Source organism: Cupriavidus malaysiensis (assembly GCF_001854325.1).
Classification (GTDB): domain Bacteria; phylum Pseudomonadota; class Gammaproteobacteria; order Burkholderiales; family Burkholderiaceae; genus Cupriavidus; species Cupriavidus malaysiensis.
On record NZ_CP017755.1, the window covers coordinates 2,665,078 to 2,679,684 of the forward strand.

General features: G+C 71.5%; 11 protein-coding genes. 5 read left to right on the plus strand and 6 right to left on the minus strand.

Annotation, left to right across the window (positions count from 1 at the left end):
• Nucleotides 1-71 precede the first annotated feature (71 nt).
• The gene (locus tag BKK80_RS31220) at nt 72-1,328 is read left to right on the plus strand and encodes an arsenic transporter (protein WP_071072658.1); all 1,257 of its coding nucleotides are present in this window, start codon (nt 72-74) and stop codon (nt 1,326-1,328) included.
• Nucleotides 1,329-1,350: 22 nt separating this feature from the next.
• Here the strand turns inward: BKK80_RS31220 and BKK80_RS36820 are convergent, their stop codons facing one another.
• Complete coding sequence (locus BKK80_RS36820; RefSeq protein ID WP_156811444.1) at nt 1,351-1,548, minus strand: arsenite efflux pump ArsB; 198 nt, start codon at nt 1,546-1,548, stop codon at nt 1,351-1,353.
• Between the two features lie 217 nt (nt 1,549-1,765).
• Between BKK80_RS36820 and pstS the strand changes: the two genes are divergently transcribed.
• From pstS to BKK80_RS31240, 4 genes are all read left to right on the plus strand, one after another.
• Nucleotides 1,766-2,860 (plus strand): phosphate ABC transporter substrate-binding protein PstS, encoded by a 1,095-nt coding sequence (pstS, locus tag BKK80_RS31225; protein ID WP_236903848.1) that lies wholly within the window; start codon nt 1,766-1,768, stop codon nt 2,858-2,860.
• Between the two features lie 133 nt (nt 2,861-2,993).
• Nucleotides 2,994-3,719: a GTP cyclohydrolase I gene (folE, locus tag BKK80_RS31230; RefSeq protein ID WP_071022283.1), complete on the plus strand. Its 726-nt coding sequence runs from the start codon at nt 2,994-2,996 to the stop codon at nt 3,717-3,719.
• Between the two features lie 11 nt (nt 3,720-3,730).
• Nucleotides 3,731-4,174, plus strand: coding sequence for a BLUF domain-containing protein (locus BKK80_RS31235; protein ID WP_071018656.1), 444 nt, complete (start codon nt 3,731-3,733; stop codon nt 4,172-4,174).
• A gap of 711 nt (nt 4,175-4,885) precedes the next feature.
• Nucleotides 4,886-5,194: an H-NS histone family protein gene (locus BKK80_RS31240; protein ID WP_071038802.1), complete on the plus strand. Its 309-nt coding sequence runs from the start codon at nt 4,886-4,888 to the stop codon at nt 5,192-5,194.
• A 70-nt stretch (nt 5,195-5,264) separates the two neighbouring features.
• Here BKK80_RS31240 and BKK80_RS31245 read toward each other — a convergent pair whose 3' ends face one another.
• The 5 genes from BKK80_RS31245 to BKK80_RS31265 are packed head-to-tail and all read right to left on the minus strand — an operon-like array spanning nt 5,265 to nt 14,606.
• Nucleotides 5,265-6,719, minus strand: a complete 1,455-nt coding sequence (locus BKK80_RS31245) for an efflux transporter outer membrane subunit (RefSeq protein ID WP_236903851.1) — start codon at nt 6,717-6,719, stop codon at nt 5,265-5,267.
• A 4-nt stretch (nt 6,720-6,723) separates the two neighbouring features.
• A complete protein-coding gene (locus BKK80_RS31250) occupies nt 6,724-8,700 on the minus strand; it encodes a MacB family efflux pump subunit (protein WP_071072660.1) in 1,977 nt (658 codons plus the stop codon).
• Between the two features lie 13 nt (nt 8,701-8,713).
• Nucleotides 8,714-9,955: an efflux RND transporter periplasmic adaptor subunit gene (locus BKK80_RS31255; protein WP_071018649.1), complete on the minus strand. Its 1,242-nt coding sequence runs from the start codon at nt 9,953-9,955 to the stop codon at nt 8,714-8,716.
• Between the two features lie 5 nt (nt 9,956-9,960).
• Nucleotides 9,961-11,454 (minus strand): efflux transporter outer membrane subunit, encoded by a 1,494-nt coding sequence (locus tag BKK80_RS31260; protein WP_236903852.1) that lies wholly within the window; start codon nt 11,452-11,454, stop codon nt 9,961-9,963.
• Nucleotides 11,451-14,606, minus strand: coding sequence for an efflux RND transporter permease subunit (locus BKK80_RS31265; RefSeq protein WP_071072661.1), 3,156 nt, complete (start codon nt 14,604-14,606; stop codon nt 11,451-11,453). Before BKK80_RS31265 ends, BKK80_RS31260 begins: the two co-directional genes overlap by 4 nt.
• Nucleotide 14,607 lies beyond the last annotated feature (1 nt).

A 14,607-nucleotide genomic window follows, 5' to 3' on the forward strand; every position in this document is an offset into this window, starting at 1 on the left:
ACCGGTCGGCGGCACGCAGCCGCCGCCTCACGAACGAGAACAAGAAGCGCGCCGCGCGGCGCGGGCACGACATGGCCGATTCCTCTTCAAGCATCGCGATGATCTGGGGCGTGGCCGCGCTGGCCACCGTGGGGGTGCTGCTGCGCCCGTTCCGCCTGCCCGAGGCGTTCTGGGCCACGGCCGGTGCCGCCGTGCTGTGCCTCACCGGCCTGCTGGCGCTGCCGGCCGCGGCCGCCGCCGTGGCCAGCGGCTGGGATGTCTACCTGTTCCTGGCCGGCATGATGCTGATCGCCGAACTGGCGCGCAAGACCGGCCTGTTCGACCACGTCGCGGCACGCGCCGTGTGCCAGGCGCGCGGCTCGGCGCGCCGCCTGTTCCTGCTGGTCTATGGCTTCGGCGCCCTGGTCACCGCCTTCATGTCGAACGACGCCACCGCCGTCGTGCTGACGCCCGCCGTGCTGGCGGCGGCGCGCGCCGCGCGCCTGCGCCGGCCGCTGCCCCACCTCTACGCCTGCGCCTTCATCGCCAACGCGGCCAGCTTCGTGCTGCCCATTTCCAATCCGGCCAACCTGGTCGTGTTCGGCGAGCGCCTGCCGCCGCTGGCCGGCTGGCTGGCGCGCTTCGCGCTGCCGTCCGCCGCCGCCATCGCAGCGACGCTGGCGGTGCTGTACTGGACGCAGCGCGAGGCCCTGCGCGAGCCGATCGCCGCCGCGGTGCCGGTGCCGCCGCTGTCGCGCCAGGCCTGGCTGACCGCGCTGGGCATCGTGCTGACCGGCGTGGCGCTGCTGGCGGCTTCGCGCTTCGGCCTGCCGCTGGGCTGGCCCACCTTCGCCGCCGGTGCGGCCACGCTGCTGCTGGTGTGCGCCTCGCGCCCGGCGCTGCTGGTGCCCTCGCTGCGCGGGATTTCCTGGAGCGTGCTGCCCCTGGTGGCGGGCTTGTTCGTGCTGGTGGCCGGACTGCAGCAGACCGGCGCCATCGATGCGCTCGGGCGTGCCGTGTCGGCCGTTGCCGAAGCCGACGGGGTGGCCAGCCTGTGGGGCATCGGCACGGTGGTGGCGCTGGCCTGCAACCTGGCCAACAACCTGCCTGCCGGCCTGGTCGCGTCATCGGCGCTGGCGGCGGGACACGCCTCGCAGACCGTCACCAGCGCCGTGCTGGTCGGCATCGACCTGGGCCCCAACCTGTCGGTGACGGGCTCGCTGGCCACGCTGCTGTGGCTCACCGCACTGCGGCGCGAAGGCCATGCCGTGGGCACGCTGCAGTTCCTGCGCGTCGGCATGCTGGTGACGCCGCCCGCGCTGCTGGCGGCGCTGGCCGTGCTGGCTTGAACCTGCGGGCGGCTGGCGGCAGCTAGCGCGGCCGCGCCGGCCCCGGCGCCGAGGGGGAGGCCGATCCGATCGTCACGCGCAGCAGGCGCGCGCCGCCGGCGCCCTGGGTCGCGTCGGGTCGCTCCAGCACACCGTGCTCGACCATCGCCTGCGGCGGCGGCACGGTTGCAACGGGCAGGAGAAGAAGGCTGCTGCAGGGAAACGCGATCAATGGATTCACTTGCCCGTCCTCACAGGTTCGCCGCCTCGGGGCGCAAGCTTGTCGTTGGCGAGATAGGCGTCGTCGGGGCCAGGAACGCCCCGGTTGAGCATTATGTCTGCATAACGGTGCCCTTTTGTGGCGGCTTGAGTACTGTCACAAAGAATTCACAAGAGCCTGTGCCAAGACGTGCTTTCCTCTAGGCTTTCGGCGCCAGGCCTGGCGCCGGCTCCATCGCATGCACCGCTCCGCCTTCATGTTCCCGCCCCGCCTTCGCGCCCTCCTTACCACCTTTGTGCTGCTGGCCTGCTGCGGCGCCGCAGCCCAGGCCCAGATCCGCGGCGCCGGTTCGACCGCCGCCGCCCCCGTCTACCGCGTCTGGGCCGACAGTTTCCGCGCCGCCTCCGGCAGCGCCGTCGCCTATGACGCCGTGGGGTCGGGCGAAGGCATGCGGCGTATCCGCGCCGGCGAAGTGGATTTCGGCGCCTCGGACGTGCCGCTGGCCCCGGACGAGGCCCGGCGCCAAGGACTGGTGCTGGTGCCCACGGTGGTGACGGCCGCGGTGCCGGTGGTCAACCTGCCCGGCGTACCCGCCGGCCAGTTACACCTGAGCGGCGAGGCGCTGGCCGCGATCTACCTCGGGCAGATCGAGTCCTGGGACGCGGCGGAGATCCGCGCGCTCAATCCCGGCCTGGCGCTGCCGCGCCTGAAGATCCGCCCGGTGGCCCGCACCGACGCTTCGGGCACGACATTCCACTTCACCAGCTACCTGAGCGAGGTCAGCCCCGACTGGAAAGCGCGTTTCGGCGCGCGCTCGACGGTGGCCTGGCCGGCCGGCTTCCTGCCGGCCAAGGGCAGCGGCGAAGTGGTGCACGCGGTACAGGGCACCAGCGGGGCCATCGGCTACGTCGACTACAACTATGTGCTGGAGGCCGGCCTGAACGCCGTGCTGCTGCGCAATGCCTCCGGCCAGTTCGTCGCCGCCGGCGTCAACGCCTTCCGCCAGGCCGTGCTCAACAGCGACTGGAACCGCAAGGGCGATTTCGCCAGTCCCCTGGTCAACCGCGGGGGGCACGATACCTGGCCGATCACCATGGGCACCTTCATCGCCGTGCCGGCGGTCAGCCGTGACGGCCCGCGCACGCTGGCGGCGCTGCGCTTCCTCGCCTGGGGCTACCTGCACGGCGACGAGCTGGCGCGCCAGGCCCGCTTCGTGCCGCTGCCCGAGCGGGTGCAGGCGAGCGCCTACCGCGAACTGGCCGGCGTCACCGACCGCGCCGGCAACGCCATCGGCCTGCAAAGCATGGGCGGGCCGGCGGCCGGCGCGCGCTGAAAGCGCCGCCGCGGCGCGCGGACACCGCTTGTCCTCCCTTGCCGCCGCTTGCTTGTCGCCCCCCGGTGCGTGCCATATAGTGGCGTAAGGCATGGCATCCGGCTTCGCCGCCACTTTCCAGGACGCGAACGACATGAGCAAGCAGCACCCGGTCCCGCCCCGTCCGGACCAGGCCGACGGCCCGCCGGTGTCGGAGCAGATCCGCGCCCGGCTGCAAGCGGCGCGCCAGCGCTTCCACGCCAACGACAATATCGCCGCCTACCTGGAGCCCGGCGAATTCGAGGCGCTGCAGGAGGAAGTGCAGGCGCGCATGGAGGACGTGCTGCGCAGCCTGGTGATCGACGTCGAGCGCGACCACAACACGCGCGAGACGGCGCGGCGGGTGGCCAAGATGTACCTGCGCGAGGTCTTCGGCGGCCGCTACGTCGGCGCGCCCAATGTCACCGAATTTCCCAACGTCGAACAGCTCAACGAACTGATGATCGTGGGCCCGATGCGTGTGCGCAGCGCCTGCTCGCACCACCTGTGCCCCATCATCGGCAAGCTGTGGATCGGCGTGATGCCGAACCAGCACTCCAACCTGATCGGCCTGTCCAAGTACGCGCGCCTGGCCGAATGGGTCATGCTGCGGCCGCAGATCCAGGAGGAAGCCGTGGCCCAGCTCGCCGACCTGCTGCAGGAAAAGATGAATCCGGACGGCCTCGCCATCGTGATGGAGGCCGAGCATTTCTGCATGCACTGGCGCGGCGTGCGCGACACCGACGCCAAGATGACCAACAGCGTGATGCGCGGCTGCTTCCTCAAGGACGACAGCCTGCGCCGCGAATTCCTGACCCTGCTGAGCCTGAACCGTAGCTGACGGAGGCCGCCATGCTCGTCCGCCTGCTGTACGCAAGCCGCGCCCGCCAGCCGCTGGCGCCCGCCGCGATCGACGACATCCTCGCCACCAGCGTGGAATACAACCCGCGCCACGGCATCACCGGCGTGCTGTGCCACGGCAACGGCGTCTTCCTGCAGGCGCTGGAAGGCGACCGCGAGGAAGTCAATGCGCTATACCAGGCAATCTCGCGCGATGCGCGCCACCATGAGCTGGTGCTGCTGCAGTTCGAGGAAATCGTCCAGCGCGACTTCCCCGGCTGGTCCATGGTCCGTGTCAATGCGGCCAAGGTCAATCCGGCCACCATGCTGAAATACTCCACGCACGGCGAGCTCGACCCCTACCGCACCAGCGGCGCGGCCTCGCTGGCCCTGCTCAAGGAACTGATCGCCGGGGCCTCGCTGGTGGCGCGCAATCCGGAGCGCGGGCGCAGCTAGCCGCCCCGCCGGTCCCGGGCCAGGCCCCTGCCACGCGGCTTCCCTCGCCCTGTGCCGGCGGCACGCCGGCCGCGCGGCGGCCGAAACAGGCAGGCAATGGAAAAGCGCCCTGCCCTGGCATCGGCAGCCGCTCGCCCGCTCGCAAACCCGGCGTCGAGCGCGGCGCAATGGGAACGGCGGAAACCACGGCTTTGCCGGATGCGGTCAAATACGCTTGCCTACCGTCCCGGATTATTCCCAATCGGATTGCCAGCCTCCCTTTTTGCTGCAGCCGCGCTTGCGGTATTCGCAGCGTTTAAATCGCCTTGCCGGCAGCGCCATGCATGTGCGGGAATTGGGCGAAGGCGCTTCGCCCGGCCTCACTGCGGCGCAAGCCAGGCGCTATCCGCAGGCCGCCACGCGCGCCCGCCACATGTGCACCACATGTGTGCCACAGGTGCGCTGCATATGCGCCGTATATGCGCCGCCTATGCAGCGCAGGGACGGCGAACGATCGCGGCCATTAAAGGAAAAAAGAAAAGGGAAATCACCCGGGCACTGGAAATCACTGCAAGAGAATACATCCTGAGCGCCGCAATGGCTGGCGGATACCTCGCGCAGGCCGGCCGATTTGGTGTAATTCAACAATTCGATTTGCCCTTCCCAATGAGAATGCCATATGATGGAAAGTGTTTGATTATTTCTATGCGCCCCCCTTCAAGGATAACGACAATGGCCACTTACAAGCAGTTGCTGGCGGAAAAGAAAGCATTGGAAGAAAAACTCGCGGAAGTCCGGGCCAACGAGATTGCCGGCGTCATCGAGCAGATCCGCGCGCTGATGGCGGAATATGACTTGTCGGTGGACGACCTGGCTCCCCGCAAACGGGGCCGGCCGGCGGGCAGCAAGACCCGGCACAGCGAACCGCTGCCGCCGAAGTACCGCGACCCCAAGACCGGTGCCACCTGGTCGGGCCGCGGCCGCGCGCCGGCCTGGCTCGGCAAGAACCGCGCCCGCTTCCTGATCCAGGACGCCGAGTAATCGCCCGCGGCATCCCGGGCATCCCGGGCGACCTGCCCCGGCCAGGCCGGGGCAGGTCAACGCATTCTGCTTAAACATCTCCCCCCAGTGCCTGGAATAGCGTCACCGCCGCGGTGAGCTGGTTGTAGCGGTTCTCGGCCAGCGTCCGTTCCGCCGCGCGCGCGCTTTCCTGCGCCTCCAGCCAGGCCCGCAGCGACACCTGGCCGGCGCGGTAGCGCACCGCGTAGACCCGTTCTGCCGCGCGCGCGGCGGCCAGCGCCCGTTGCTGCTGCTCGCCCTGCTGCAGGTAGTGGGTGCGGGCCGACAAGGCGGTTTCGACATCCGTGAGCGCCACATACAGCGTCTGCCGGAACGACACGGCCGCCTTGTCGTAGCTGGCCTGGCTGGACTGGATGCTGAGGTCGCGCTGGCGCCAGTTGAGCAGCGGCAGGGCCAGGCTCACGCCGAGCGTGCCGATCGGATTCTTGAGCAGGTCCACCAATGCCGTGCTGGAGGTGCCCAGCGTGCCGGTCAGCGCCAGCGTCGGATAGTAGCTGGCGCGGGTGGCGTTGACATTGGCGAACTGCTCGCGCAGGCGCAGCTCCGCCGCGCGCAGGTCCGGCCGCCGCGCCAGCACCCCGGCCGGCACGCCCGCGTCGATGGCCGGCGCCCGCAGCGAGAACAGGGGCGGCGGCGCCGACACCAGGTCCGCCGCGGGATCGGCCAGCAGCGCGGCCAGCGACAGCCGCGCGGCGGCCTGCTGCGCCTGCAGCTGCGACAAGGTGGCACGTTCCGATTCCAGGCTCTGCTCGGCTTCCAGCATCTCCAGTGGCGAGGCGGCGCCGGCCGCACGCTGCACCCGCACCAGTTCCAGCACCCGCTCCAGGTAGGCCACGCTGTCCTGCTCGCTGGCGATGCGCTGCGCCAGGTAGGCCAGCTTCCAGTACAGGTTGGCGGTGGTGCCGATCAGCGACAGGCGCGTGCTGGCCAGGTCCTGCTGCGTGGCGAGCGCCTCCCAGCGCGCGGCGTCGGTCAGCTGGGCCAGCTTGCCCCACAGGTCGGCTTCGTAGCTGACGGTGCCGGTCAGCGCGTGCGACGTGGCACTGCCGCCGCGGGCGAGCCCGCGCGCGTGCGCGCCATCGTATTCGGCGGCCAGTGTCGGCAGCTCGCCGGTGTGGGTCAGCCGGGCCTGCAGCTGGGCGGCGTGCACGCTGATGGCGGCGGCGGCGAGATCGCCGTTGCGCGCCAGCACTTGTTCGATCAGCCGGTCCAGGCCGGCATCGCCGAAGCGCCGCCACCAGCCGTCGCCGTCGGCGGCCGGCGCGACCCTGGCGGCGCCCCCGCCGCCCCCCTCGCCACCGTTCTCGGCGGCCCCGCGCGCGGCGCCCGCCGCCTCCTGCCGCCAGCTCCCCGGAACCGCCAGCGCCGGCTCCTGGTAGGGTGGATTGACCAGCCCGCCGCAACCGCCCAGCGCGGCGGCCAGGGTCGCCAGCATCCATGCCGCGCCGGCCCGGCGGCGAAGTACGGCAGACAGACGATGCGTCATGGCCTTACTCCCGCGCCAGCGCATCGATCGGCTTCATGCGCGCCGCATTGCGCGCGGGCAGGAAGCCGAACAGCACGCCGATGGCGGTCGAGCACAGCAAGGCGCCGCTGACCGCCGCCGCCGAGAACACCATGGGAAAGCCATCGGCGAAGACCGTGAAGGCCAGCCGGCCCAGCCCTGCCAGCAGCACCCCGCCGATGCCGCCGGTCAGGCACACCAGCGCGGCCTCCAGCAGGAACTGCACGCGGATGTCGCCCGGGCGCGCGCCCACCGCCATGCGCACGCCGATCTCGCGCGTGCGCTCGGTGACCGACACCAGCATGATGTTCATCACGCCGATGCCGCCGACCAGCAGCGAGATCACCGCGATCAGGGAGATCAGCAGCGTCATGGTGGCGGAAGTGGATTCGATGGTCTGGCGGATGGTGTCCATATTGTTGACGTAGAAATCGCTGCGTCCGTGGCGGCGCTGCAGCAGGCTCTCGATGGCGGCCTGTGCCGCCGCGGTGGGCACGTCGTCGGCCACGCGCACCGTGATCGATTTCAGGTAGTTCTGTCCCAGCAGGCGCGTCATCGCCGTGGTGTAGGGAATCCACACCGTCAGGCTGTCGTTGCCGCCGAAGGTGCTCTGCTTGGGGGCGGTCACGCCCACCACCCGGCAGGGCACGTTGCCCAGCACCAGGATCTTGCCGACGGCCTGCTGCGCACTGGCGAAAAAGGCCTTGCGCGTGTTGTCGTCGATCACCGCCTGCTGCGCCCGCAGCCCCACCGCGTCCTCGCCGAACCAGCGCCCGGCCGCCAGCGTCAGTCCGCGCACGTCCGCATAGCCGGCGCCGACGCCCGCGATGCTGGCGGTGGCCGACACGTTGCGGTAGCGCACCGAGCGCGAGGCGCTGACGCCCGGCGACACGCTGGCGACGAAGGGCTGGCCGGCCAGCGCGTCGGCATCGCGCGTATTGAGCGTCTGCACGCGCGCGGCACGCTCGTCGCCGAAGCCGGCGCCCGGATAGACCTCGATGGTATTGGTGCCGATGGCGCTGATGTCCTGCAGGATGCGCTGGCGCGAGCCTTCGCCCAGCGCCACCACCGACACCACCGAGGCGATGCCGATGATGATGCCCAGCATGGTCAGCAGGGTGCGCAGCTTGTGCGCGCGCATGGCGATGGCGGCCATGCGCCCGGCCTCCGCCAGGCGCGGCCATGCCGCGGCGCCGTGCCGGCCCGCGCCGGCCGCAGGCAGGGCCGCGGCGCCGGCCTCGATCCGCGCCGGCGCCGCCGCGGCCGATGGCGCAGCGCGCCGGTCGGCCACGATGCGCCCGTCGCTGATCTCCACCACGCGCCGCGCGTGTGCCGCCACCTGCATGTCGTGGGTGACCAGGATCACGGTGTGGCCGGCGGCGTTGAGCGCTTCCAGGATGCCCAGCACCTCCTCGCCGCTGGCCGAGTCCAGCGCGCCGGTCGGCTCGTCCGCCAGGATGACCTGGCCGCCGTTCATCAGCGCACGCGCGATCGACACGCGCTGCTGCTGGCCGCCGGACAGCTGCGCCGGCCGGTAGCCGATGCGGTGCGGCAAGCCCAGCCGCTCCAGCAAGGCGCGTGCGCGCGCGGCGCGCGCGGCCGGCGGCGTGCCGGCATAGACCGCCGGCATGGCGACGTTGTCCTGTGCGTCGAGGTCGCCCAGCAGGTGGTAGCGCTGGAACACGAAGCCGAAATGCTCGCGCCGCAGCCGCGCCAGCTGGTCGTCGTCCAAGGTACGCGTGTCCTGCCCGGCGATGCGGTAGCTGCCCGTGCTGGGCTGGTCCAGGCAGCCCAGCAGGTTCATCAGGGTCGACTTGCCCGAGCCGGACGGGCCGACGATGGCCACCATCTCGCCCGCGCCGATGTCCAGGTCGACGTCGCGCAGCACCGTGACGCTGTCCTCGCCCGCGGGAAAGCTGCGCGAGACGCCGCGCAGGGCCAGCAATGGTTCTGCCGTGTGCATGCCGTCCCCGCCCTCACATGCCCATCGGCGGCGGGCCCATCGGCCCCCCGCGGGAGGACGACTGCGCCGCGGCCGGGTCGCCCACCACCACCCGCTCGCCATCCGCCAGGCCGCCGAGGATCTCGGCGCTGACATGGTTGTTGATGCCGACCCGCACCCAGCGCGGCCGTGGCCGGCCGTCGGCGCCGAGCACGCGCAGCCGGTAGCGGCCGTCGTCGCCGCGCGCGCCCAGGGCGGCCGCCGGCACGGTCAGCGCGCCGCGGTGCGCCGCCACCGTGACCGCCACCTGCGCGGTCATCGAGATGCGCAGCTTGCCCTGCGGGTTGGGCACGTCGAACTGGCCGTAGTAGTAGATCGCCGAGCTGGAAGTACTGCTGCTCGACGAACTCGAACCGGTCGACGTCGACGCGCTGCTGCTACTGGTGGCGGTACTGGTGCTCGACATCGATTCCGGGCCCGGCTCGATCGAGGCCAGCCGCGTGCGGTAGGGCTGGTCGGGCTCGCCCAGCACGGTGAACGAAACCGGCATGCCGGGCTTGACCCGCAGCACGTCCGCCTCGGAGATCTCGGCCATCACGGTCATGGTGCCGAGGTCGGCCAGCGTGACCAGGGTCGGCGCCGACTGCGCCGCGTTGACGGTCTGGCCGGCCTGCACCGGCACTGCCACCACGGTGCCGTCCATCGGCGCCACGATGCGCGTGTAGCCGAGGTTCACCGTGGCCGTGTCGACGGCGATGCGGGCCTGCTCGATCTGCGCGTCGAGCGAGGCGATGCCCGCGCGCGTGCTGTCCAGCAGGGCCCTGGCGCTGTCGTAGTCGGCCCGGCTGCCCGCATCCTGCGACAGCATGACTTCCTGCCGCGCGAAGGCCAGCTCGTACTGCTGGAGCAGCGCTGCCTTGGCGGCGCGCTGCGCCTGCACGTCGCGCAGCGCCGCGCGGGCGTTCTTCAGGGTGTTCTGCTGCGTCAGCGAATCGATCTCCGCCAGCAGTTCGCCGCGCTTGACCTGCTGGCCCACCGACACCGCGAGCGTCTTGATCTGGCCAGACACCTGCGCGCCCACGTAGACCTGCCGCGCCGCCTTGATGATGCCGCTGGCGAGCACGGTGTCCTCGATGTCGGCGCGTACCGCGGCGGCGCTCAGGTAGGCCGGCGGCTGCGGGCGGCCGCGCCAGGCGAACGCCGCGCCGGCGAGCAGCAGCACCGCGCCGGCCGCCGCCGGCCAGCGCCAGCGCGGCTGCGCCAGGATCTTCGGCATCCGTCTCATGCGCCACCACCCAGGACCTGGTAAAGCGTGACCAGGTTGTCCTGCCACGCCAGTTGCAGCGAGATGTCGTCCTGCTGCGCGCTGTACCAGCTGCGCTGCGACGTCAGCACCGTGGTGTAGGACTCGACGCCGGCGCGGTAGCGCGCCAGCGACAGCTCATAGGCCGCCTGCGCCGACGCCACCAGGCGCTGCTGCGCCGTGCGCCGGTCGGCCATGGTGGCGCGCACGGCGAGCGCGTCGGCCACCTCCTTGAAGGCGTTCTGCACCGCTTTCTGGTACTGCGCCACGGCGATGCGCTGCGCCACCTTGGCCGATTCCAGCGAGGCGCGCAGCGCGCCGCCGTCGAAGATGGGCAGGTTGACGCTGGGCGCGAAGCTCCAGTAGCCGGTGCCCGCCTTGAACAGGCTCGACAGGCCGGCGCTGGCGGTGCCGCCGGCCGCGGTCAGCGTGATGGTGGGAAACAGCGCGGCGCGCGCGGCACCGATGTCGGCATCGGCCCCGCGCAGGGTCTGCTCCGCCTCCACCACGTCGGGACGCGCCAGCAGGACCGTGGAAGGCAGCCCGGCATCGATCTCCTTGCCCGCCGCGACCGCCGTCACCGCTTCCACGCCGGCCGGCGGCGCCAGTTCCACCGGCACCGGCGCGCCCAGCAGCAGCGCCAGCGCGTTCTCGTCCTGCGCCACCTGGGCGGCATACCTGGCGACATCGCCCTGGGCCGCAGCGACCGACTGCTCGGCCTGCTTCACATCCACGGCCGAAGCCGTGCCCAGCGCGGCGCTGCCGCGCGTGATCTCGTAGGAAGCCTGCTGGCTGGCCAGCGTGCCCTGTGCCAGCCGCTCCAGCGCGCGGTCGGAGGCCCAGGCCAGGTAGGCGCTGGCGACATTGGCCACCAGCGTGATCTGGGCCGCGCGGCGCGCCGCTTCCGTGTTCAGGTAGCTGGCCAGCGCCGCGTCCTTCAGGCTGCGCACGCGGCCGAACAGGTCCAGCTCGTAGCTGGAGGTGCCCAGCGTGGCGGTGTACTCGTGCGAAACCGTGGCGGCACCGCTCGACGACAGGCCGGCCGGCGTGCGCGTGGCGGTGCCGCTGCCGCCCGCCGACAGGGTCGGCAGCAGCGCGGCGCGCTGGATGCGGTAGGCGGCGCGGGCCTTCTCGATTTGGAGCACCGCGACACGCAGGTCGCGGTTGTTCTCCAGCGCGATGGCGATCAGCTTGCGCAGCCTGGCGTCGGTGAAGTAGTCCTGCCAGGGCGTCTCGGCCGGCATCAGGCGCTGCTGCGCGGCGGTGGCGGTGGCCGCGGCGGCTGGGAACGTCGACGGCACGGCGCTCTCGGGCTGCTGGTACGCCGGCGCCAGCGTGGTGCAGCCGGCCAGCGCCAGGAGCGCGGCGGCCAGCGCGGCCGCGGCGTGGCGGCGGTACCCCGGCGCCACGGGCACGACGGCCGCGGCGGGCACGATTCGCTCGATGGTCTTGGTGGGCATGGGCATGGTCATGATCCGATCCGCGCTGCCGCCTGGGCCGTGGCGGCGCGCTCGCGCCGCCGCCCCAGCCAGCCGGCGACGAGGGTGTAGAACAGCGGGGCGTAGACGATCCCCAGCACGGTGGCGGCCGCCATGCCGCCGATGACGCCGGTGCCGATGGCGTGCTGGCTGGCCGAGCCGGCACCATGGCTGACAGCCAGCGGCACCACGCCCAGGATGAAGGCCAGCGAGGTCATCAGGATGGGGCGCAGGCGCATGCGCGCCGCCGCCAGCGTGGCGGGCAGCAGCGCCTCGCCGGCTTCGTGGCGGGCCTTGGCGAACTCGACGATGAGGATCGCGTTCTTCGCCGTCAGGCCGATGGTGGTGAGCAGGCCGACCTGGAAATAGACATCGTTGGAGAGTCCGCGCAGGGTGGCCGCCAGCAGCGCGCCGAGCACGCCCAGCGGCACCACCAGCATCACCGAGAACGGGATCGACCAGCTCTCGTACAGCGCGGCCAGGCACAGGAAGACCACCAGCACGGATACCGCGTACAGGGCCGGCGCCTGCGAGCCGGACAGCCGCTCCTCGTAGGACAGGCCGGTCCATTCGGCACCGATGCCGGCGGGCAGCTGCTGGACCAGGCGCTCCAGTGCCGCCATGGCATCGCCGCTGGCGTACCCGGGCGCGGCGCTGCCGACGATCTCGATCGACGACAGGCCGTTGTAGCGCTCCAGCCTGGGCGCGCCATAGGTCCAGGCGGCCGTGGCGAAGGCCGAGAACGGCACCATCCCGCCACTGCTGTTGCGCACATACCATTGGGCGATGTCCGCGGGCTGCATGCGGCTGGACGGCTCGCCCTGCAGGTAGACCTTCTTGACGCGGCCCTCGTGCAGGAAATCGTTGACGTAGGCGCCGCCCCAGGCCGTCGACAGCACATCGTTGACGTCGGCCACCGCAACGCCCAGCGCGCCCGCCTTGGCGAAGTCGACCGACAGCTGCACCTGCGGCGTATCGTCGAGGCCGTTGGCCCGCACGCCGGCCAGCGCCGGCTCCTTGGCCGCGGCGGCCAGCAGCGCGTCGCGCGCGGCCACCAGCTTGTCGTGGCCGAGGCCGCCGCTGTCCTGCAGTTCCAGGTCGAAGCCGCTGGCATTGCCCAGGCCCTGCACCGCCGGCGGCATCATGGCGAACACGCGCGCGTCGCGCAGGCCGGCAAAGGCGCGGTTGGCGCGCGCCGCCACCTCCGCCGCGCCCTGCCCGGCGCCGCGCGCGCTCCAGTCCTTGAGCTTGACGAAGGCCATGGCGACGTTCTCGCCGCTGCCGGCGAAGCTGAAGCCGGCCACGCCGAACACCGACTCGACCGCGCCCGCCTCGTGCTGCAGGTAGTAGCGCTCCACCTGCTCGAGCGCCGCCACGCTGCGCGCCTGGGTGGCGCCGGCCGGGAGCTGCACCGAGGTCATGATGATGCCCTGGTCCTCGTCGGGCAGGAAGGAAGTCGGCAGGTGCAGCAGCGCCGCCACCATCACCGCGCCCAGCACGGCGAACACGGCCAGCCAGCGGCGCGGGCGCGTCAGCACGCGGCGCACGCCGCCCTGGTAGCCGGCGGCACCGCGCGCGAAGGCGCGGTTGAACCAGCCGAAGAAGCCGCCGCCCGCGCCGTCACCGCCACCGTGCCCGCCCGCGTGCGGCGCCGGCGCGCGCAGCAGCGTGGCGCACAGCGCCGGCGTCAGCACCAGCGCCACCAGCACCGACAGCGCCATGGCGGAGACCATGGTCACGGAGAACTGGCGGTAGATCACCCCGGTCGAGCCGCCGAAGAAGGCCATCGGCACGAATACCGCGGCCAGCACCAGGGCGATGCCGACCAGCGCGCCGGTGATCTGCGGCATCGAGCGGCGTGTGGCCTCGCGCGGCGACAGGCCTTCCTCGGTCATCACCCGCTCGACGTTCTCCACCACCACGATGGCATCGTCCACCAGCAGGCCGATCGCCAGCACCATGCCGAACATGGTCAGCGTGTTGATCGAGAAGCCCAGCGCCGCCAGCACGCCGAAGGTACCCAGCAGCACCACCGGCACGGCGATGGTCGGGATCAGGGTGGCGCGCAGGTTCTGCAGGAACAGGTACATCACCAGGAACACCAGCACGATGGCCTCGGCCAGGGTCTTGATCACCTCCTCGATCGAGATCTTGACGAAGGGCGTGGTGTCGTAGGGATAGACCACCTCGACGTCGGCGGGCAGCTCGAGCTGCGCCAGCCGCGCCTTGACCGCGTTGGCGGTCTTCAGCGCGTTGGCGCCGGTGGCCTGCTTGACGGCCAGCCCGGTGGCCGGCTTGCCGTTGAAGCGCGACACCGAGTCATAGCTCTCGCTGCCGATCTCCACGCGCGCCACATCGGCCAGCCGCACCTCCGAGCCGTCGCTATTGGTCTTCAGCAGGATGCGGCGGAACTGCCCGGGGGTCTGCAGCCGGCTCTGCGCCGTCACCGTGGCCTGCACCTGCTGGCCGGCCAGCGCCGGCGCGGCGCCCACCGAGCCGGCCGAGACCTGGGTGTTCTGCGCCTGCAGCGCACTGGTCACGTCGGCGGGCTCCAGCGCGTACTGCTGCAGCCTGGCCGGGTCGAGCCAGATGCGCATGGCGTACTGCGCGCCGAACAGCTGCACGTCGCCCACGCCGTCGACGCGCGCGATCGGGTCCTGCACGTGGGCGGCGACAAAGTCGGAGAGGTCGGCCTGGCCGAGCTTGCCGGTACGGGAGACAAAGCCGGCGATCAGCAGGAAGCTCGACGAAGCCTTGGTCACCGTCACGCCCTGCTGGCGCACCGCGGTGGGCAGCAGCGGCTCGGCCAGCTGCAGCTTGTTCTGCACCTGCACCTGGGCGATGTCGGGGTTGGTGCCGGCATTGAAGGTCAGCGTGATCCTGGCATTGCCCGCCGAGTCGCTGGTCGAGGCCATGTAGCGCAGGTTGTCGATGCCCTTCATCTTCTGCTCGATCACCTGGGTGACGCTGTCCTCGATGGTCTTGGCGGAGGCGCCGGCATAGGTGGCGGAGATCGAGACGGAGGGAGGCGCGATGTCGGGATACTGCGCCACCGGCAGGGTGGTGATCGAAAGCGCGCCGGCGAGCGCGATCACCAGGGCGATGACCCAGGCGAAGACCGGACGGTCGATGAAGAAGCTGGCCATC

What these genes read in the sequence shown, in the direction of transcription:
- BKK80_RS31250 (WP_071072660.1), bottom strand. Translation starts at nt 8,700, where the DNA reads ATGCACACGGCAGAACCATTGCTGGCCCTGCGCGGCGTCTCGCGCAGC.
- BKK80_RS31235 (WP_071018656.1), top strand. Translation starts at nt 3,731, where the DNA reads ATGCTCGTCCGCCTGCTGTACGCAAGCCGCGCCCGCCAGCCGCTGGCG.
- BKK80_RS31220 (WP_071072658.1), top strand. Translation starts at nt 72, where the DNA reads ATGGCCGATTCCTCTTCAAGCATCGCGATGATCTGGGGCGTGGCCGCG.
- BKK80_RS31240 (WP_071038802.1), top strand. Translation starts at nt 4,886, where the DNA reads ATGGCCACTTACAAGCAGTTGCTGGCGGAAAAGAAAGCATTGGAAGAA.
- BKK80_RS31245 (WP_236903851.1), bottom strand. Translation starts at nt 6,719, where the DNA reads ATGACGCATCGTCTGTCTGCCGTACTTCGCCGCCGGGCCGGCGCGGCA.
- folE (WP_071022283.1), top strand. Translation starts at nt 2,994, where the DNA reads ATGAGCAAGCAGCACCCGGTCCCGCCCCGTCCGGACCAGGCCGACGGC.
- pstS (WP_236903848.1), top strand. Translation starts at nt 1,766, where the DNA reads ATGCACCGCTCCGCCTTCATGTTCCCGCCCCGCCTTCGCGCCCTCCTT.
- BKK80_RS31260 (WP_236903852.1), bottom strand. Translation starts at nt 11,454, where the DNA reads ATGACCATGCCCATGCCCACCAAGACCATCGAGCGAATCGTGCCCGCC.
- BKK80_RS31255 (WP_071018649.1), bottom strand. Translation starts at nt 9,955, where the DNA reads ATGCCGAAGATCCTGGCGCAGCCGCGCTGGCGCTGGCCGGCGGCGGCC.
- BKK80_RS31265 (WP_071072661.1), bottom strand. Translation starts at nt 14,606, where the DNA reads ATGGCCAGCTTCTTCATCGACCGTCCGGTCTTCGCCTGGGTCATCGCC.